Genomic DNA, 20,800 nt, shown 5'->3' with positions numbered 1-20,800 from the left:
TACCTGTCCATTGGAAAAGGTGGTCTCCGAAGAACGTCCGCAAGACACTCAGTCCGGTTGTTCCACGTCGGGGAAAGCATTCTGCTGGTAGCCGCCGCGCAAGGTGCCCTCGATGTAAGCGGCTTTGCATGCGCGTCGAGCAATCTTGCCGCTCGAGGTACGCGGAATGGAACCGGCAGGTACAAGGAGTACGTCACGAACCGTCACGCCGTGGCGGGTGGAAATCGCGGTACGAACCTCGTGTGCGATCGGCGCCGGGTCGGCCTTGCCGGAACCGGGCGCGCGCTCGGCAACGATCACGAGCTGCTCCGAGCTGTCGCCGGGGTCCTTGGTCAGGGCTGAGCCGCTGAACTCGAACACGACGTCGGGCAGCTGGTTCAGTGGGACCGAGAATGCCGCCACGAATCCTGGACGCAAGGCCTTGCTGGCCTCCTGCGCGGAGAACTCGATGTCCTGTGGGTAGTGATTTCTTCCGTCGACGATCACGAGGTCCTTGACGCGACCGGTGATGTAGAGCTCGCCGCCGTGGTAGACGCCGTAGTCGCCGGTACGCATCCAGTTGGCGCCGTCGGCTGCACCCTCGGCATGCGATCCCTCTGGGATGCGATTGGCGAGCTTGTTGTGGAAAGTCTCGATGGTTTCCTGCTCACGGCCCCAATAACCCACACCGATGTTCTCTCCGTGCAGCCAGATCTCACCGACGTGATCGTCGGCGACCTCGGACGCGGTATCGGAGTTCACGATGGCTGCCCACTGGCTTCGGGCAACCTCGCCGGTGGAAACCTGGGGAATGGCGCCGACCGCATCTTGATCGACGACGACGAAGTTGCCTGCGTTGAGCTCGACCCGGTCGACGTACACGACCTTGGCCTCGTCGAGGTTATTGGTGGTGGAGACGAACAGCGTCGCCTCCGCCATGCCGTACGACGGCTTGATCGCCGTCTTCGGGAGGCCGTACGGACCGAATGCTTCGTTGAACTTCTTCATCGACGAGGTGGTGACCGGCTCGCTGCCGTTGATCAGGCCGATGACATTGGAGAGATCGAGCGGCTCGCCGTTCTTCGGCAACCCACGCTGCGCGGCATGCTCGAAAGCGAAGTTGGGAGCGGCCGCGAACGTGCCTGCGCCGTCGGAGACCGCGGCAAGTTCCTTGATCCAGCGCCATGGGCGCTGCACGAACGCACGCGGGCTCATGATGGTGATGTACCGGCCGCCGAGTGCGGGCAGGATGACCGTCAGCAATCCCATGTCGTGGAACATCGGCAGCCAGGTGACACCGCGTGAATCCACGGTGATCCCCATGCTGTCCACCATCTGAAGGGCGTTGACGCCAACAGCGCGGTGGGTGATCTCGACGCCAGCCGGGGTACGGGTCGAACCCGAGGTGTACTGCAGATACGCGATGTCGTCGAGCTTGGCGTTCGGTTCCACCCAGGTCTCGCCGACGCTGTCGGGAATGGCGTCGACGGCGATGATGCGCGGACGCTGAGCAGCGGGCAGTCCTCGGAAGAACGCTCGAACCCCTGCTGCGGACTGGGTTGCCGTGAGGATGGCCGTCGGCTCACAGTCGCCGAGCACGGCATGCAGCCGGTCGGAGTGACCCGGCTCGTCCGGGTCGAAGAGCGGAACCGCGATGGTCCCCGCGTAGATGGCTGCGAAGAATGCGATGACGTAGTCGAGCCCCTGCGGCGCCAGAATTGCGACACGGTCACCGGGAGAGGTGACCTGCTGCAGACGAGCGGCCACGGCGCGTAGACGACGTCCGAACTGCGCCCAGGTGAGCTCGTGAGCTTCGCCGTCGCGTTCGGTCGAATAGTCCATGAATCGATATGCCAGTGTGTCGGCATTCTTTGCAACGTTCACCTCGACATGGCGGACGAGAGTCTTACCCTCGCCGATGACGATGTGGCCGTTCTCATCGATGTATTCATCGAATGTATGGCTCATGTGTTCGCTTCTCCTCCGCGGAATCCGCTGCTTCTGCACGATCGGGCAACGGCCCGCGCCCCGACTCTTCTTCTCGACTCACGCAAACGCAGTACAGCGTGAAATATTACTAGCTGGTAGTTCTTGGGAAGGCCGGACCTGCCGGCCCCGCCATTCGAGCACCGAACATCCGGTCATTCACCCTTCAGCAACTCGATGACCGGTGCGAACGCTTCCATCTGTGTGGGGAAAACCCCGACATAGGACATCGTTGTTTTCGCGCGAACGTTACGGATTTGATCGGCAATTTCCTCGTACGTTCCGAACGCGAGGTATGGCGAGGTCAAAATATCCTCGATACTCAGCTTCACATCCACGTCGACGTTCGGCGGATAGCCGTTGTCGAGAGCAGCCAACGCCATCTCGGCCATCTGTTCACGATCGTCCGTGACCACGATGGTCGTGATCGCCCAGTTGAGTTCGATTTCCTCGAAACGCTCTCCGGCTGCCTCACGGATGATCTCGACTCGTTCGATCGTCTTCTCCAACGTCATGCCGGACAGACGAAGCTTGCCGTCCTTCGTCGAACTCGGGACGACCGAGATGATGTCGGCATACTTTGCAGCCAGTGCCAACATGCGGGGGCCACCGCCGCCGACACAGATCGGCGGTCTCGGTCCCTGACGTGGCCGTGGACTGCCCTTCAAGCCGGTGATCTTGAAATGTTTGCCCTCGAAATTGCACTCTTTGCCGCGAAGCAGAGTGTCGAGAATTTGGAGGCTCTCCTCGAGCTTCTCGATGCGGATACCCGGCCGGTCGTAGGTAATGCCGGCCTTGTCGTATTCGTCCCGCATCCAGCCTGCGCCCAACCCGAGCTCGAGGCGGCCACCCGAGAGAACGTCGATGGTCGCGGCGTCCTTGGCCAGAATCGCCGGATGCCGGAACCCGTTCGCGAGAACTGCGGTACCCAGACGGATCTTCTCCGTCGCCACCGCGAGCGCGCCGAGCGCCGCAATCGGGCCGACCTGATTGCCGAGATGATCCGGGATCATGAAGCTGTCGTAGCCGAGCTCCTCGGCCAGCTGCGCCAGCTTGATGAACTTGCGCGCCCCACCCTCCTCGGCGTTGCCCTCACCGCCTGCTGCGAAGCGGAACGGACGAAGCGCCCTGATCTGCCCGTCAGCGGGTAGATCCGGGGCCTGGGCGGAACACATGTATAGGTCTCCTCGATGCGGGTACGCGTAGATTCCAGCGCCGATTGCGCCTACTCCAAGCGGCCACTCTATCTGCTCACTACCCGGGAATACACCTGCCGGGGTACACGAAGACCAGCTTTGTGCCTATTCCCCAGAGGTCGGAGTGGACCTTGTGACACCTCCAGTGGGCCCCGTCCCCTTACTCAGGAGTGCGGAATCGCCGGCGCCTGCTCGATCAGACCGGCCGCCCACTGCGCAGTCCATTGCGTCGACGTCGTGCCGCTGTCATCGACGACGAAGGTGTTGTACGACGCATGTACCGGGTTACCTGCAGCCCCCACGAGAATTCCGATGCTCTGCGGAATGTTGCGCAGCGACAAGCCTTCCGACGGAGCAGTACAGATGAGATCGCCTGGCGCACATATCTGGTTGACCACCGAATCGAGTGAACCGAATCCGCCGGCGCGGGCCCCGGTCATAGTGACGCCTGGAAAGTCGAGACCACCGAGCGCAACTTCGGCGCCGACGCCGTCGACCGGCGGTCCGATGTCCTGACCGGAGGTGCCGTCACGGCGCCCGTCCGCTATCAACGTCACGCCCAGAACCTTGTCCGCTGAGACCGGCCCGTTGCCTGCACCGATCTCGGCTGCAATGTCGCCTGCGATGACAGCACCCTGCGAGAAGCCGGCCAGGATGTAACTCGTCAGCGGGCAATGCTCGCTGACGCGGGTCAGTTCGGCCTTCGCTACCGCAGCACCCTCGGTACGAGAGTTGTTGTACGACTGCTGGCCGTCGGGTGGGAACGCGATCGGGTTGGAGAACTGCGCAACGTACGGGACCGTGTACACGCTGACCCGACCCGGCTCGAACTGCTCCTGCAGCGGCCGAGTCACGTTCAGCATCAACGACAACGGATTGGCCGACGGGTTGTACGGATCATCGGTAGCCGAAGATTCCCAGGTACCCGGGATGGCGATGACCGAGACATCTGCACAATCCGCCGGTTGTGACGTCTGCTCGCCCGGACCGGGCTCTGGAATCGGAGAAGGCACAGGGTTCGGCAGCCTTCCGGCAAGCAGATACCACGCGGCCACGATGATCAGGCCGAGAACGACTACTACCGCAAGGAGCAGCGGCAGCAGACGCCTCTTTTTCTTCGTCCGGTTCGCCATCGAGACCGTCAGGCCTTACAAATCGTGTTCTGCGCGGCGGTGATGTAGAGCTGTGCGGTCTCGCCTGCCTGTTCGGCCGTGATCTGCGTGCCCGACGCGCTGGCCTCGACCCCCACGTTGGCTGTCACGAACGTCGCGATCTCGTCCGGTGCGACACCCTGCGACTGCGCCGAACAAATGTAGCTGGCCGTCGAGATGGCGATCTCACCGTTGCCCGCTGGGGTGACCCCACTCTTTTTCAACTCTTCGAGAAACGCTTGGCCTCGATCGTCCACCGGTGCCTGGGTTGCACCCGGGAAATCCTCGGGTACAGGCTGCGGCTGCTCCGGTGGTGCCGTCGCTGCCTCACCGGGACTCGTCACTGCGGCCGACGTCGTCGACTCGCTCGCCGAGGTCGTCGCCGAGGTGGTCGAGGATTCGGCCGTAGTGGTGGCGGTGGTGGTCGGTACCCCGGTTGCGGTGGAGTCGTCGCTTCCGCAGGCGACCAACATTCCACCTGCAGCTACGGCGAGAACACCCATCGACAGGGTTCGGGCCAGAGACGTTCGCATGTTCAATCCAGTCCTCACAAGCGCATGATTCACGAGCGGCATCGTTCAACGCGTGAGGGTACAGAGTTCCACTGAGAGGAACCTGAAGCGGGACCCCGAACCTCTCGAGCTGCGATCACGGCGCGATTGTGACCTTGCCATCCTTCACAGTGATGATGCCGAACTGGAAGTTCTGTTGCACGCCGCCACCGTCGATATCGAACTGATCACTGGTGAGATATCCCAATCGGCCACCTTCGTAGCCGACGCTCTTCCATGCGTCGAAAATCTCACCGTTGCGAATTGCCCACGCCCCGGTCAGCGGACTCCAGTAGACGTTGCCACCCTCGAACTCGTTGAACCGGCCGCCATCCTTGATCGGACCGAGCTCACTGGTCTTCGGGAAGCCGAGTGGGCCGTTCTCCCATCCGAGTTGGCCGTACTTGCCGAGGATCATGCCCTGCACCGAGTGGGTACCGAGTTCGGGACTGAAGTACATCGCGCCGATCTCGAAGCCCTGGACCGCGCCCGGCTTCGATGGCGTCGCCACCTCGTCGAGCACCGGGTATCCCAACGGGCCACCCTCGTAGCCCTGGCGTGCCCACTCGTCGAGGATCGCGCCACGCACGGCGTGCGCGCCGGTCTGCGGCGTGAAGTAGACCATTCCGTTCTGGAATGCGTTTCCGCGTCCGCGTCCGTCGGGAGTTCCGAATTCACCGGTCTTCGGGAAGCCCAGTGGGCCCGAAGGACCGCCGGAGCCCTGGTAATTGCCGCCGATCGCACCTGCGACTACCTGAGCGCCGGTGTCGGGCGAGAAGAAGACGCGTCCGAACCTGAAGTCCTGTGCCCGGCCGCCTGCGACGTTGTACTCCGGCGTCAGGCAGTCGCCCAGCCAGGAATTCGCGCCCGACGCGTTGCCGATCGCTCCGGCGACGTTGCATGCGGGCTTGTCGACGTCGACGTCGAGTGCGCCGGCGAGCTGCGGCCAGAGCTGATGCAGCTCGAACTGCCAGTACTCCCACGTATGTGTTCCCGACGGCCGGTAATTGACCTGGGCGGGGATTCCGAGCTTGTTCAGTTTGGTCGCAAATGTTTGTGAGGTCAGGCGCGAGAGGATTTCCAGACCCATACCGGCGTAGTTGGAGCTGACGCCCGGGATGCCCGACGGCGGATCGTACGGACCGGCTGCGCCGTTTCCGCTCGATACGTAGAGACTGACGCCTTCGAGCTGATCGGCCAACAGGTACGGGTCGTGCTGAGCCCACAGATCATTGGTGGGCGCACCCCACATCGCTTTGGAGCTGTACCCGCCTGCGTCGGTCATCGCGTACTGAATCGCCTGTGGCATGCCGAGAGACGTCGTCGTAAGAATGCCGGACAGCGACGCCGCGAACTTGAAGAAGCCCTGGTTGCGTGCAGCGAGGAACATCGCGGCCGTGCCACCCATCGACAGGCCGACGACACCACGAGTCTGGTTGGTACGCCAGTCGTTCTCGAGGATCGGCGGGAGTTCCTTGGTCAGGAACGTCTCCCACTGATAGTTCTTCCCCTGGTCCTGGTCGATCCAGTCGGAATAGAAGCTGGACTGTCCACCGACCGGCAGTACGACGTTGACGTTCTTGTCGGCGAAGTAGGACTCGACGTCCGTCTCGAGCGTCCAACCGTTCTCGGTGTCCGTTGCTCGGAGACCATCGAGCATGTACACCGACGGGAACACAGCCTGCGGGTTGATGTTCCAGTCGCGCGCGAGCAGGAGCTGGACCTGAATCGGAGTGCCCATCGACGGAGACGTGATCCAGAGCGCGACGCGACGGTCCGAAAGCCAATCGACTTGGGTGACGGTAGCTCCGGAGGGTGCCTGCGCCTGCGCAGGCAGCGACGCGGGTACCGGAGTCGCTTGCGCAATGCCGGCAGCGCCGAACGGCGATGCCAGGGCGACGGCCAATGCCGCTGCTACTCCGAACCGAGCAAGCCCACTGCGCATGATGACGACTCTCCTTCGTTCTTGCTGACGATGTCTTTCTACACGCGAACTACGCCGAAGCACACGAGGCTCGCTGTGACTGGTGGTGCAATTGTTGATCGGTTCCGCCGGCAGCCCGCGCCCGCACACGCAAAAATGCCGCCCTGCACCTGGTGCAGGACGGCATTTACGCGAATTCAGAACTCGATCTCGTGTTCGAGATCAGGCGTTCAGGGCCTCGAGGATCTGACCACGGGCCTTGAACAGCTCGGCGGACCAGTACGGCCACGCGTGGATACCGCTCGACGGGAAGTCGAACGTCGCCGGGATACCGAGCGTAGCCAGGCGGACCTGGAATGCGCGGCTGTTGGCGAGCGCCAGGGCTTCGAGAGCCATGCCGTTTGCCGTGTTGTAGAAGTCGACCGGAGCACGCGGCTTGTCGAACTCGCCGGGCAGACCACTGGCAGCCGAGACGTACAGCGACAAGCCCTTCAGCTTCGGAGCGAAGACGAACGGGTCGTTGCGAAGCCACGCCGGGCTCCAGGGCGGTCCCCACATGGAGTCGACGTTGAACCACGACTGCGAGAGCATCGCCACGCGGATGGCTTCACGCATACCGGGAGCCGAGATGTTCAGGTATCCGGAGAACGAACCGGCGAACTTGAACTGGTCGCGGTGGTAAGCAGCGAGCGTCAGTGCGGCCGAGCCACCCATCGAGATTCCGACGACAGCGTTGTTGTTACGCGAAACGCCGTAGTTCTCGAGGTAGGCCGGAAGATCCTCCGTCAGGAAGGTCTCCCACTTGTAGGTGACTTCCTGGCCGTTGAGGTTGGAAGCTGCGTACCAGTCACTGTAGAAGCTGGCCTGCCCACCGACGGGCATGACGAGCGTGACGTTGTCCCCGGCGAATTGGTCTTGCGCATTGGTCTCGAAGGACCACGCGTTGCGGTCGTCGCGGGCGCGGAGTCCGTCGAGCAGGTAGAGAGCGGCATCGCCGCCACGGGCTGCCCACTGGACCTGGACCTTGATCGGACCCATCTCGGACGGAACGAACAGGTCTTCGCGTCCACCGGCCGGAGCCTTGTGAACCACTGCGCTCGGTGCTGCGAGAGCAGTTGCGCCGCCCACGACACCGACGGCGAGTGGGAGGACGAGGGCTGCCGCGCCGACGCCGATGAGGCGCTTACCCCACCTGGCTTTACTGCTGAGGCCAGCAAATCGCATGAATCGTGCTCTCTCTCATCTACTGCAGGTCCCCGCGATAATGCGGCGCCCGGCGTGCCAACAGGGCATCTTCGGCCCTGTCGGGCCGTAAGTAAAGGGGTATTCGGTCGTGAACTAAGACTGGAGGGTATTCCACTCATCAGCCCCAGAGCAAAACTGCGGCTTCGCGCCGCAGATCCGCCCTGGGGCTGATATCAAGAACTGAGAGTAGCCTGTGCGAGCCCCGTCGACCAGCCTGTAAACGTCGTGAACTTTCACAACAAGGCCCAAGACCAAGGACTTCGCCGGGTACTTTATCCGATATTCGCACTCAGATCAGGTGCCATTATGTGAGCCTGTTCCTGCCAGTAGCCCCACTGATGGGTTCCCACTGCCGGGAATGCGTATGTCACGTTGTTGGCGCCGAGGCTTGCCATCCGGATCTGGAACGCGCGGCTGTTGGCCAGAGCGATGGCCTCGAGTCCCATGGCGTTACCGGTGTTGAAGTAGTCGATCGGGGAACGTGGCTGATCGAGTCCACCCGGCAGACCGCTTCCTGCGAAGACCCACACGCGGGTGCCGTTGTCGCGAAGTCGCGGTGCGAACACGAACGGATCGTTACGCAACCACGCCGGATCCCACGGCGGTCCCCACATCGCATCGATGTTGAAGCGACCCGAATCGAGGAGTGCAAGACGCATTGCTTCGCGCATTCCGGGCGCCGAGATGTTCAGGTAGCCGGACAACGAGCCCGCGTAGCTGAACTGGTCGGGGTGGTAGGCAGCAAGCGTCAGCGCAGCGCTGCCGCCCATCGAGATGCCGACGACGCCGTTGCGGTTCGGATTGAAGCCCAGGCGGCTGGAGAGGTTGTTGCGCAGATTCTGCGTCAGGAACGTCTCCCACTTGTACGTGGTCTGCTGTCCGTTGAAGTTGGACGGTGCGTACCAGTCGCTGTAAAAGCTCGACTGTCCGCCGACAGGCTGGACGACGTTGATGTTCCACGACGCCAAGAACGCGCCGACGTCGGTCTCGTGCTCCCAGCCGGAAATGTCGTTGGTGGCGCGCAGGCCGTCGAGAAGGTAGACCACACGATTGGTGTTGCCGTCAGCAGCGCGCCAGATGCGGCTCTTGATCGGCCCCATGCTGGAGTCGGTGACGAAGTCGAACGCTCGCGAGTCGAACGCCGCGTTGGCGGTTGCGCCTGTCCCGGCTACGGCCAGACCGGCGGGCACGATCACGGCGAGCATCAGCGCTGTGAGCACTCGACGCAAGCGTCCCGCGCCGCTCTTCTTTGTTCTTCCCAGCATGCAGTCTTACCTCTCAGCGGTGTGGTGAGCCGTACCAGTGGGCTATTCGCCCGTTTCAGCGGTATGAAATTTGGTCCTTGCGGGACCAGCATTCACACACATCTTTCGCATACATCGGCCGAAGCGCGATACCCGTTACTAAAATGAGATATCCCATCTTGGCCTCGAATGGATATCGAAGCAACTGGCGGCCGCCTAATTATCACCCTGCAGGATTGGTGGCTCTAAACCACATCTCTGTATTTCGTACTCCGGAACTCGATCGAATCGGTAGCTGGCATAGAACAGTGAGCGTTTGATATTTCTGACGAACAACTCTTTCGTCAGCGGGGCGCGATACGAATCGATGAGTTCACGGGTGTCCTCGCACGAGAGAGCTACACGCGCCTGAGCGACCCAGTCCTCATCCATGTACCAGGGCAGGAACGGATGTTTGTCGACGAGACCCAGATCGGCGACGACCCAGTCCGGGTACAAGTTCTTGTCGTGTCCGATGCGGCCGTTCTCCAACCGCTCGGTATGCGAAGCCAGCGGGTAGGCAAGGCCCATTTGGTCGATTACCCGCACATCGAGGCCGACGTTCATGCTCGTCATGCCCAGGTTCAAGAAGTAGACCGTGTGACCAGCGCCACCAGGTGGGATCGGCAGGGGCGGAGGTACGACATCCCAGTACGTGAACTGAGCCGAGGGCAACAGGAGCCCGCCGTCCGGGGTGTTCGCGATCGTTTCGACCATCGGTCGCATGCGCGGGTAGTCGAGGTAGTCCGTGGCGAGAATCGGGTGCGCATGCCCGGTATTGAGGGAGTAGAAGGCACGCTCGTCCACGATTCCACTGCGACCGACAATGGACCCTTCCGGCATTCCAGTCGTGTTGGCGGCAAAGAATGCCCACACGATCGTGGCCAGCCACAGGACGCCGCCGCCTGCCGCTATCAGCACCTGCCGTGTATCGGAGTTTTTGTTCGGAATTGTCACGGGCAACACCGAAATAGGAAGAAGCAGAGTGAACAATGCCGGCAGGAGTGTGCGGCCGTGCATGAAATCGCCACCGACTCGAACTGCATAAACAGCCGAGAGAAGTCCACCGATCAGGACAAATGCGACCACCGCGGTCCGGCTGCGTAAAAGGCTTTGCGCATCTCGGCGAGATCTCGGAATTCGCAGGCCTCCGAGGCCTGACATGGCAACCGTCACCACGCCTGCAACGAGCATCAGCAGCAGCGGCAACCACAGCATGTACGGTCCGAGCAAATTCCACAGATAGTCGAAACCCTGTGCCCATTTCGCGCCGCCCGCATCCTTGGACACCGCGGTGTTCGGGTAGGGCAACCCGTAGTAACCCATCCGCCAGATCTGATATCCGACCGGCACGATGCCTGCGACGACGAAGACTGCGAGACGACTCTTCCAGGATTGACGCGCAAGAAACAGCATGATGAGCGCGAGCCCCGACAGAATGAGGAGTTCCGGGCGCACCAGCGGACCGAGGCCGGCCCAGAAGGCAAGGAACAGCCACGCGGGGCCACTGATGGTTCTGGTGCTCCAGCGGACCATCAGCAACCACAGTGCGGCGATCCAGAAAATGACCAGACATGTCTCGAGACCCGAAGTGGCGAAGTCTCGGGCAGGAGGAACCGCGATGTAGACGAGCACCCCAGCAGGAAGGTAGGCCACCACGCCTGCCGACCGCGTCCGAAGCGCGTAGGTACCGAACATCGCCAGCACGATCGCAGCGGTCGACAAGACCAACGCAATGGTCAGAACCACGTACTCGAGACGTATCTCGCTGAGCCAGCTGACCGCATAGACCAGGTAGGTCCAGATGGTGCTGGTATTGGTCTCCACACGCTCGCCGGCATTGAAGACCGGGCCGTTGCCGGCCAGAAGATTGCGGACCGTACGGAGAACGATCAGACCGTCGTCGGCGATCCACCGCCGTTCCCAGGCACCGACAAGGAACAACAGTGCGGACACAGCAACACCGATGCCGAAGATCGTCCTCGACGTGCGTGTAGGGGCGGGCAGCACCTCACGCGAGGTAGACGGCGACAACCACTACTCCGATCCACGCCAGCGCGAGTACCTGCAACACCCGATCGCCCAACGCGATCTCCTCGGGTTCGCCCGCCTCGCCTCCATCGACATCCACTGCGTAACGCAGGATAGCGATAGTGAACGGAATCATCGAGATGGCGAACCAGTTGGTGGTCGTTGCGGCGTCCTGTTCGAAAGCCCACAGGCCGTAGCAAAGCACGACAGCTGTAGCCGAGAGCGTCCACACGAATCGCAGATAGGTGGTCGTGTAATTCTCCAGCGACTTGCGGATCTTCGCGCCCGTACGCTCGGCGAACTGCAACTCCGCGTATCGCTTACCGGCAGCCATGAACAGCGACCCGAACGCCATGATCAGCAGGAACCACTGCGAGAGCTGAATGGACGCGGCCACACCACCCGCGATGGCGCGGAGCAGGAATCCCGAGGACACGATGCAGATGTCCAGCACGGCCTGATGCTTGAGTCCGAAGCAGTACGCCAACTGGACGACGATGTACACCCCGATCACCAGGGCAAGCTTCCAGTTCGCGAAGAACGACAGTCCGACGGCAAGGCTCAGGGACACTACGGCCATCGCGTACGCGAGGTTGACCGGCAGCACACCTGCAGCGATCGGACGGAACCGCTTGGTCGGGTGCGCGCGGTCGGCCTCGACGTCGAGGGCGTCGTTGACCAGGTAGATGCCCGATGCCGCGAAACAGAACACGACGAAAGCCAGTGCGACGGGAAGAAGCACATCACCTTCGGTGACGGATCCCGCAGCGAGCGGCGCGGCGAGTACCAGGACGTTTTTGACCCACTGCCGGGGTCGAAGCGCCTTGATCACGCCTTCGGCAAGATTCTTCGGTGGTGCTCCGACGACGGAGGCTTCCTCGCTCATTTGTCTCCTTCGAACTTCAGGATGGCGGCTGCCGATATCGCGCCGAGCGCAGATCCTGCAAGTACATCTGTCGGGTAATGGACACCGAGAACGAGCCGCGAAAGCAGCATCGGAGGCACCAGGACCGCTGTCAACGGTAGTCCGGTCAACCGGCCGAGCAACACGGCGGCTGCCGTAGTCGAGGTTGCGTGCGAGGACGGAAAGCTCAACTTGCTGGGAGTGGAGACATTGATGTGCACCGACGGATCGTCGGGGCGCGGACGCCGCACAACTCTCTTGATCACGATCGACGCGGCATGCGAACCCACTGCGCCGACGGCGACGCCCGCCCACTGCCGCCTGCGCGGAGCATCGAGCACAGCGCCGATGCCCGCGATGGCGACCCAACCCAGCGCGTGTTCACCGAAGTGCGACATGCCCCGGGCCACTGCAACGGCCCCTGGTTGCGCGCCGACCGTCGACTGAATCTTCGACAGGATGCGAACCTCGGCAGGCGAGCCGTTCACGCCCTTAACCCTCGTAAAGAAAGACACGTTCCCAGGTTTCCTTACTGGTGAGGTGAGGGACGGCATCGCGGTAGCGACCCTTGAGTTCAGGGAACCGGCGCGAGAGCTCGGTTCGGAGTGCCATTGCTTCCTTGAACAGTGCGGCCGCCTTCTCGCGGTCACGCTGACGGTAGACGACTCCGCGGCCGTCGGCAGTGGTGACGGTGACGCCATCGACCTGCGAGAGCAGGAACCACCGCGCATCGAGCGTCGGCACGTTGAGCTGTGGGCGCTCGTGGTGGCGGTCGTGCGCGGGCTTCAAGTTGTGCACGAGCCCCTTGGCCAGGCGAGAAATCTTCGACAGCGGATTCGTCGGCACTCCGACGGCTCCTACTTCCTCGCCCGAGGCGAGGGGCAGTTCGGTCGAAGAGCCGACGACGACGGCGTCGGGGAAGGTCTTGCGCAGTGCGTGCACCTCACCCAGCGATGTAGGGAGGATCTCGAGGATGTGCTCGGGCCCTTCGAGGAAATCACGGATCGCCTTGTTCTGAATGGCGACGGTGGAGTACTCGAGGCACAGCAGGTGCTTGACGGTGGCCTTGATGGTGTCGAGCACCAGGCCGCGACCGTTGCCGGGCATGTGCAGTGCGGCGACGACGAGTCGGTTACGCAGGTGGAAGTACGCCTGCCAGTCGATGGCATCGTCCTTGTCGCTCCATGCCATGTGCCAGATTGCCGCACCGGGGAGAGTGACCGTCGGGTATCCGGCTTCCCTTGCGCGCAAACCGTATTCGGCGTCGTCCCACTTGATGAACAGTGGCAACGGCTGACCGAGTTCTTCCGCGACGACGCGCGGGATCATGCACATCCACCAGCCGTTGTAGTCGACGTCGATGCGTCGGTGCAGCAGCTTGCTAGAGCGCAGTGGGTATTCGCTGAAGTCGTGGTCGTACTCGACGTTCTGTGCGCCGGTCCACATGAAGTTGCTGCGATTGACGACCTCGCCCATCACATGCAGGTGGCTACGGGCCTGAAGGTTGAGCATCTGGCCGCCGACGAGCGTGGGAACCTTCGCGAATCGCGACATTGCCAGCGCACGAAGAATCGAGTCCGGCTCGATCTCGATGTCGTCGTCCATGAACAGAATGTGTTGGCAGTCGGTGTTGTTCAGCGCCTCGTACATGATGCGGCTGTACCCACCGGAACCACCGAGGTTGGCCTGGTCATGGATGGCGAGACGGCCACCCAGCCCTGCTTCGGCCTCGTCGAATCCGGGCTCGTCCCTGGCTTTTCTCGTACCCTGATCGGGCATGATGACGGCCTTGATCACATCGAGCACCAGCGGGTCCGAGCCAAGTGCCACAAGCGCTTTCACCGCATCGGTGGGTCGGTTGAACGTCGGGATCCCGACGGCCACCGTCGCCTCGCCCGGTGCCTCGATCGGTGCGAACCACCCGGCACTCTCCAGGACGACCTCGGAGTCGGAGGTGATGTCGAACCAGATCCAACCGCCATCCTCGAACGGGCCGAGATCGATCACGAACTCTTGTGCCGCATCACCGTCGACGGCTTCACGGCCCTCGACGTGGATACGAGAGCTGTCCGCTTTGGAGCGGTAGACATCGATCCGGCAATGCCCGGAGACCTCCACGCGCAGCACAACGGACTTCAGGATGCTGTAGCGGCGCCAGTAGCTCGCCGGGAACGCATTGAAGTAAGTGCAGAACGACACCTCGGATTCGGCGCCGACCGTCAACGAGGTGCGCGACAGCGAATGTGCCCGTCGGGCATTCGTTGTCGCCTCCTCGAGATACAGGGTGCGCACGTCGAGCGGCTCACCTGGACGAGGCAACAGCACCCGCTGCAGAAGCGACTTACCGAAGTAGGGGGCGAAGTCGAGGGCGCCGTCCTCGAGCAGATGCTTGGCCGTCATTTGTCTCCTGCCAGGGCCGCGCCCGACTCGAAATGTGGTGCGAGCGTGTTGTCGTACAAGTTCAGCGCACTGGCGATGGCCATGTGCATGTCGAGGTACTGATAGGTGCCGAGCCGCCCGCCGAAGAGAACCCCGTTTTCGGCGGCTTCCTTCTTCGCGCGGTCGCGGTACGCCTCCAGCTTCTGGCGGTCCGCGGGAGTGTTGATCGGGTAGTACGGCTCGTCGCCGCTCTCGGCGAATCGCGAGAACTCTCGCATGATGACCGTCTTGTCGGCCGGGTACGCCCGCTCGGGATGGAAGTGGCGGAACTCGTGAATGCGAATGAACGGGACGTCGGCGTCGTTGTAGTTCATCACCGGTGTGCCCTGAAAATCACCGGTCGCCAACACTTCGGTCTCGAAATCGATTGTGCGCCAGCCCAATTCGCCTTCGGAGTAGTCGAAGTAGCGGTCGAGTGGGCCGGTGTAGACAATCGGGGCATCCGGGCTCTCGGCGATCAACTCATCACGCACGTCGAACCAATCGGTGTTCAGCCGGACCTCGATCAGGTCGCTGGCCGTCATATTCTCCAACCACGCGGTGTAACCGTCGACCGGCAGACCCTCATACGTGTCGTTGAAGTAGCGATTGTCGAACGTGTAACGCACCGGCAGCCGCGTGATGTTTCCCGCCGGCAAATTCTTCGGGTCCGTCTGCCACTGCTTGGCGGTGTAATCACGGATGAACGCCTCGTACAGCGGGCGCCCGATCAGCGAGATCGCCTTCTCCTCGAAGTTCTGCGCAACCTTCGAATCGAACTCACTGGACTGCTCCTCGATGAGCGCGCGCGCCTCGGCAGGAGAGTAATACTTACCGAAGAACTGCGAGATCAGACCGAGGCCCATCGGGAACTGATATGACTGGCCCTTGTGCAGCGCGAACACGCGATGCTGATAACTCGTGAAATCCGTGAACTGATTCACGTAATCCCACACCCGCTTGTTCGAAGTGTGAAAAAGGTGAGCACCGTACTTATGGATCTCGATACCCGTCTCGGGCTCGGCCTCCGAGTACGCATTACCTCCAAGGTGGTGGCGGCGGTCCAGAACAAGGACACGCTTGCCCAGCGCAGACGCCGAGCGCTCCGCCACAGTCAGTCCGAAGAACCCGGATCCGACGACAATAAGGTCGTATCGGCCGGTCACGGAAGCGTCGGAATCAACAGGCACAGGGTTTACGGCAGTCACGGGCAATCAGGGTATCCGACAACCCGCACACCCTCCGCTCCTGACTACCAAAGTCACTCCGCAAGCTCCGCTGCTGCTTCCTTGGAGTCACTCCGCAGGCTCCGCTCCTGACCTACCAAAGTCACTCCGCAGGCTCCGCTCCTGACCTACCAAAGTCACTCCGCAGGCTCCGCTCCTGCCCGCAACAGGTAGGTATCCATCACCCAGCCATGCCGACTCTTGACCTCGGCGCGTACCCGGTCGATCTCGTCGATGCAGTCGTCCAACCTGCCGGACACCAACTTTTCATCCACTGTTCCCAAATTGGCGCCCCAGTGAATGCCCCAGCGGTCCTCCCCGACCAGCGCTCGGCAGGCCAGGTGTCCGTCGAGCATGACCACGATGTTGTCCGCTCCGGCCGCTACGTCGCTGACGAGGGCCCGGCCGGTCGTGATGGTGATCGGACCACCGATTCGGTTTAGCACCAGGCGGTGGGCGGCGGCCAGCATCGAGACACTGCTGATGCCTGGCGTGACGTCGTAGTCGATATCGAGGGTCCCGAAGTCACGGACCCGCTCGATCACTCTGATGGTGCTGTCGTACAGCGCAGGGTCACCCCAGACGAGGAATCCCACGGTCGCCGACGGGTCCAGACCGAGCAGCACCTCCTCGTAGGCGCGGGCGCGGGCGTCGTGCCAGTCCAGTACTGCGGTCCCGTAGTCGCTGGGCTTTCGGTCCCGCTCCGGGTCGGCGACCGCGACCACGCGGTAATCCCCCGGCACATGACGTCGCAGAATCTCCGCGCGCGCGTCACCTAGATCACCGACCGACGCTCCCTTGTCCGCGACGAGGAACACATCGACCTCGCGAAGCTTCCGGACAGCCTGGACGGTGATCTGGTCCGGATGCCCGCCCCCGATTCCGACGAGGTGGATTTTCATGCTCGATCTCGGCAAGCGTCGTAGAGGTGCGATTCCACGCCGGGTGTGCGGCCCACCGCAGGTCCGACCAGAATGACCGCAGCCTGACGGAGCCCTGCTGCCTCGACCTGGTCGGCGATATCGGCGAGAGTTCCGTTCAGGACGAGCTGATCGGGCTTGCTCGCATGAAAAACGACAGCGGCCGGGCAACCGGCGCCGTACTCGCCGACAATTTCCTCGACCAACGCCCTGATCCGGGTGATGGCCAGATGCAGCACCAGCGTCGACCGCGTTTCGGCGAACCGTGACAGCGCCTCGGTGTCCGGCATCGCCGTCGAGCGCGCCTGCGTCCGAGTCAGCACCACGGACTGTGTTACCTCGGGGACCGTCAGCTCGATGCGAAGCGTGGCAGCGGCCGCGGCGTAAGCGGGAACGCCGGGAGTGACATCCCAGGGCACTCCCGCGGCGTCGAGGCGTGCCGACTGCTCCGCGAGGGCGGAGTACAGCGACGGATCTCCCGAGCACAGCCGTGCGACGTCGTCACCACGTCGATGAGCGTCGACGAGTTCTTGCGTGATCGTGTCCAGGTCGAGCCGAGCTGTGTCGACGAGTCGAGCGCCCTGCGGACAGTGGGCAAGAATCGCGTCGTCGATGTATGTACCAGCGTAAACACACACTGGACTGGCGTTGAGCAGCTCGACTGCGCGCAGCGTCAGCAGGTCGGGTGCACCGGGACCGGCACCGATGAAGTGGACTGTCACAAGGCAAAAGCGTAGGCGGTGAGATTCGACGCGCCGCACGTACTGGCAATCCGCGCGCTGGCTAACTCTCAAGCTAAGGTTTAGCCTTGTGTCGGATGGGGTGGATGTGACCCATGTTGCTGTAGCGATTGTCGCAACATTGGAACGCACCACCTCATGAACAGTTCGCCTACAACCAGGAGTACCGCCTTGCACCGTCGAACGAAGCCGTCGATCGTTCTCGGCGCTGTCGCCCTGCTGGCCGTCGCGAGCCCTTTCGCGGCGTACAGCATCTCCGGCGATTCTGCGTCGACCGATGTTCGATCGGCCAACGAGACCACCCCTGTGACAGTGCCGACGAAGATCGTCGAAACGGCCCTGGCGGCAGCACCGGACATCGTCATCCCACTCAGGGAATTGACGGGTCTTCCGCTGCCCGACCTCCGCCTGTCCGATCTCAAATACCTGCCGCTTCCGGATAACATCGCCATTCCGCCGTTCCAGATTCCGGAGATCCCCGGCCTGACGGTCCCCGACTCCTCGGCGCCGTCGGCCCAGGCGCCGGCTCCGGTAACCCCTCCTGCCGGTGACGATCCAGGCGCGCCACTCGGCGCTGTCGTCAAGGAACTGAAGCAGGACACCCCGTTCAGCATGGTTGCCCTGACGTCGACGGGTCTCGACAACGCGTCGGCGCAGATTCGTCGCCAGCTCGACGACGGATCCTGGGGCCCCTGGCTTGCAACCGAACCCGTCGACACAGGCGTCGACGACGCGGCCGCCGCACCCGAGAAGCAGGGCACCGAGCCGATTTTCGTGGGAGCAACCAAGGCAGTTCAGCTGCTGATGACTCCGCGACCGCAGGCGCCCGTCCCAGCTCAGGTGCCGGCACCGGAACCGGCAGCGCCCGCTCCGGAGGTGGCGCCCGCCCCCGAGCAGCCACTCGGTTACACGCCTGCTTCCGTCTCGAAGCCGTTGCGTCAGCAGGACACTCCGCTCGCGTCGGCGATCGACGGCATCAGTGCCGTCCTGATTCAGCCCGGTACGTCCCCCGCGGACGCCACACTCAGTGATCTCGCGACACCCGTCGCGGGGAGTAAGGGCCCGAAGGTGATCTCGCGGTCACAGTGGGGCGCAGACGAATCCATCCGTTGCGCCACCCCGGACTACGACGACTTCCTCGGCGGCGCGACAGTGCATCACACCGCGGGCAGCAACGAGTACTCGAAGTCCGAGTCGGTCGAGATCGTCCGGGCCATCTACGCCTACCACGCCCAGACACTCGGCTGGTGCGACGTCGGTTACAACGTGTTGGTCGACAAGTACGGCCAGATATTCGAAGGCCGCGCAGGCGGTTTGGACAAGCCTGTGCAGGGTGCGCATGCCGGTGGATTCAACGAAAACACCATGGGCATCGCAATGATGGGCGACTTCTCCACCGAAGCACCACCACAGGCAACCATCGATTCGGTCGGCTCGTTCCTCGGCTGGCGTCTCGGACTCGCAGGGCTCGATCCCAAGGGCAGCACGTCGATGACGTCGGAGGGCACGGAATTCACGTTCGTCGGCCAAGGCCAGAGCGTCGACCTGCCGGTCATCTTTGCGCACCGTGACGTCGGGAACACCGCATGCCCCGGTGACGGTGCCTACGCAAAGCTGGACGAGATTCGCGATATCGCCGAAGCATCGCTCGGCGGCGCCGAGGTGAGTTCTACTCCTGCAGAGACCGATCCGTCGGAACCCGCCCTGGAGGCAGCAGCACCGGAGGCACAGACCCCGAACTCCGCGGGAACGGACGTCAGCAGCACGCTAGGCGCTGGAGTTCCGGCACTCGTCGACGAGCTGCTCCGCCTTGCCGATCAGAATCCGATCGCACAGAAGTGGTTGGCCTCGGGCGGCGAAACCGGAATTCTCGGAACACCGGTCAGCGGCCTCGTTCAGGTCAAGGGTGGACAGTCCGCCGGGTTCGCCAACGGCTCCATTTTCACAACCATCGCCGGTCAAGCAGTCGCGGTGATCGGCAAGATTTTCGAGCAGTTCCTCGCCCTGGGTGGGGAGAACGGTGATCTCGGACTTCCGAGTACGGATGAATACCGCGTCCCCGAGGGCCTGCGCACCGATTTCGAGAACGGTTCACTGATCTTCAACGAAGCAACTGGAATCGTCACCACGGTCATCAAGACCTACAACGACACCTACCAGCAGAAGATGGACGAAGGTGCCGTGTCGGCTCCGATCGAACCGGCTCCTGCCGCACCCGAGGTAGCACCAGCGCCGTAGGTTTCGGGCCTCGCTGCGGCCGACGCCGCAGCGGGGTTTGTCACCACCAGCGTTCGAGGACCACCGCCACCCCGTCGTCCACGTTGCTGACCGTCACTTCGTCGGCGGCAGCGAGGACGGCGGGGTGCGCGTTTGCCATGGCTACGCCCCGGCCTGCCATCTTCAGCATCGGGATGTCATTGGGCATATCACCGAACGCAGCGATGTCTTTCGCCGCCACCGACAGTCGCTCGGCAACCATGGCGACACCGGATGCCTTGGTCACACCGGGTGCCGACAGTTCGATCAGCCCGTTGTCGGTGGAGAACGTGATATCCGCCCGGCCGTCGATCAGCGGTTCGAGAGCGGCAACCATGTCCCCGCTCGACGCGCTGGACAATCGGATGAGAAGTTTCACTGCCGGAACTTCCAACACCTCGGTGTCGGATGTTTCCGTGTTGTCGGGATTGAGCCACGCGTGCTCGTAACCGGGTGAACTGACGAACTGCGGCGTCGCGGCATCGTGTGCCGATTTACCGGTCCGCTCGGCCGCCAGCCCGCAACCAGGCAATACCGAGTACGCGACGTCGGCAAGCCACTGCAGCGTCTCGGCCGACAGTGTCTGGGTGTCGAGAATCCGGTCGGTGGCACTGTCGTAGATCACCGCGCCGTTGGCGCAGACACACATCGGTGCGTAGCCGAGTTGCTCGACGACGGGTGATATCCATCGCGGCGGTCGCCCGGTCGACAGGATGAATGGGGTCCCCTCCCCGACCATGGTCAGAACCGCTCGTCGAGTGCGCTCGCTGACCCGCTCGTGGGCGTCGAGAAGGGTGCCGTCGACGTCGCTGGCGACGAGGCGGGGCTGGGTCCGAGAGGTATCAGGCATCGTCGCCATTGTGCCCTAGTAGCTCACCGACGATCGCCGGTGAGCTCACCAGGGTGCCCGTTCGGAGGTAGGCAGACCGCTGCGTGAGGATTCGGTCACACTACTGCTCGTAGTCGCCTCGGCACCGAGCAGGTTTTCCG

16 protein-coding genes are annotated in these 20,800 nt (G+C 62.8%); 1 reads left to right on the top strand and 15 read right to left on the bottom strand.

The annotated features are described in order from the left end of the window. Positions 1-48 precede the first annotated feature (48 nt). The 14 genes from fadD32 to cobM all read right to left on the bottom strand — a co-directional run bounded on the left by fadD32 (position 49) and on the right by cobM (position 17,536). Positions 49-1,947: a long-chain-fatty-acid--AMP ligase FadD32 gene (fadD32, locus tag H2510_RS06855; RefSeq protein ID WP_186627547.1), complete on the bottom strand. Its 1,899-nt coding sequence runs from the start codon at positions 1,945-1,947 to the stop codon at positions 49-51. Between the two features lie 173 nt (positions 1,948-2,120). Then, a complete protein-coding gene (locus tag H2510_RS06850) occupies positions 2,121-3,140 on the bottom strand; it encodes an LLM class F420-dependent oxidoreductase (protein ID WP_186627546.1) in 1,020 nt (339 codons plus the stop codon). Between the two features lie 185 nt (positions 3,141-3,325). Further along, positions 3,326-4,294 (bottom strand): cutinase family protein, encoded by a 969-nt coding sequence (locus H2510_RS06845; RefSeq protein ID WP_186627545.1) that lies wholly within the window; start codon positions 4,292-4,294, stop codon positions 3,326-3,328. An 8-nt stretch (positions 4,295-4,302) separates the two neighbouring features. After that, positions 4,303-4,845: a DUF732 domain-containing protein gene (locus tag H2510_RS06840; protein ID WP_186627544.1), complete on the bottom strand. Its 543-nt coding sequence runs from the start codon at positions 4,843-4,845 to the stop codon at positions 4,303-4,305. Positions 4,846-4,960: 115 nt separating this feature from the next. Further along, entirely contained in the window at positions 4,961-6,808 is a 1,848-nt protein-coding gene (locus H2510_RS06835) for an alpha/beta hydrolase-fold protein (RefSeq protein WP_186627543.1), read from the bottom strand. A 201-nt stretch (positions 6,809-7,009) separates the two neighbouring features. After that, the gene (locus H2510_RS06830; RefSeq protein WP_186627542.1) at positions 7,010-8,011 is read right to left on the bottom strand and encodes an alpha/beta hydrolase family protein; all 1,002 of its coding nucleotides are present in this window, start codon (positions 8,009-8,011) and stop codon (positions 7,010-7,012) included. A 293-nt stretch (positions 8,012-8,304) separates the two neighbouring features. After that, positions 8,305-9,297, bottom strand: coding sequence for an alpha/beta hydrolase family protein (locus H2510_RS06825; protein WP_186627541.1), 993 nt, complete (start codon positions 9,295-9,297; stop codon positions 8,305-8,307). 195 nt (positions 9,298-9,492) lie between these two features. Continuing rightward, the gene (zomB, locus tag H2510_RS06820; RefSeq protein ID WP_315901269.1) at positions 9,493-11,349 is read right to left on the bottom strand and encodes a flagellar motor control protein ZomB; all 1,857 of its coding nucleotides are present in this window, start codon (positions 11,347-11,349) and stop codon (positions 9,493-9,495) included. Beyond that, on the bottom strand, positions 11,327-12,232 hold the full coding sequence (locus H2510_RS06815; protein ID WP_186627540.1) for a decaprenyl-phosphate phosphoribosyltransferase: 906 nt from the start codon (positions 12,230-12,232) through the stop codon (positions 11,327-11,329). Before H2510_RS06815 ends, zomB begins: the two co-directional genes overlap by 23 nt. Further along, the gene (locus H2510_RS06810; protein ID WP_397517324.1) at positions 12,229-12,765 is read right to left on the bottom strand and encodes a phosphatase PAP2 family protein; all 537 of its coding nucleotides are present in this window, start codon (positions 12,763-12,765) and stop codon (positions 12,229-12,231) included. The genes H2510_RS06815 and H2510_RS06810 overlap by 4 nt, the downstream gene beginning before the upstream one ends. Further along, entirely contained in the window at positions 12,743-14,650 is a 1,908-nt protein-coding gene (locus H2510_RS06805) for a glycosyltransferase (protein ID WP_186627538.1), read from the bottom strand. Before H2510_RS06805 ends, H2510_RS06810 begins: the two co-directional genes overlap by 23 nt. Next, positions 14,647-15,858: a UDP-galactopyranose mutase gene (gene glf / locus H2510_RS06800; RefSeq protein WP_315901268.1), complete on the bottom strand. Its 1,212-nt coding sequence runs from the start codon at positions 15,856-15,858 to the stop codon at positions 14,647-14,649. Before glf ends, H2510_RS06805 begins: the two co-directional genes overlap by 4 nt. A gap of 173 nt (positions 15,859-16,031) precedes the next feature. After that, a complete protein-coding gene (gene cobF, locus H2510_RS06795; protein ID WP_186627537.1) occupies positions 16,032-16,796 on the bottom strand; it encodes a precorrin-6A synthase (deacetylating) in 765 nt (254 codons plus the stop codon). Next, on the bottom strand, positions 16,793-17,536 hold the full coding sequence (cobM, locus tag H2510_RS06790) for a precorrin-4 C(11)-methyltransferase (RefSeq protein WP_186627536.1): 744 nt from the start codon (positions 17,534-17,536) through the stop codon (positions 16,793-16,795). Before cobM ends, cobF begins: the two co-directional genes overlap by 4 nt. Positions 17,537-17,725: 189 nt before the next feature. On the opposite strand from cobM, the gene H2510_RS06785 reads away from it, so the two are divergent. Then, the gene (locus tag H2510_RS06785) at positions 17,726-19,792 is read left to right on the top strand and encodes an N-acetylmuramoyl-L-alanine amidase (RefSeq protein WP_261392770.1); all 2,067 of its coding nucleotides are present in this window, start codon (positions 17,726-17,728) and stop codon (positions 19,790-19,792) included. A gap of 40 nt (positions 19,793-19,832) precedes the next feature. On the opposite strand, the gene H2510_RS06780 is transcribed toward H2510_RS06785, so the two are convergent. Next, entirely contained in the window at positions 19,833-20,669 is an 837-nt protein-coding gene (locus tag H2510_RS06780) for an HAD family hydrolase (protein ID WP_186627534.1), read from the bottom strand. Positions 20,670-20,800 lie beyond the last annotated feature (131 nt).

The sequence above is a fragment of the Rhodococcus sp. BP22 genome (assembly GCF_014281965.1).
GTDB lineage: Bacteria > Actinomycetota > Actinomycetes > Mycobacteriales > Mycobacteriaceae > Rhodococcoides.
Note: the sequence above shows the minus strand (reverse complement) of the source record. Positions and strands in the feature narration are given on the sequence as shown.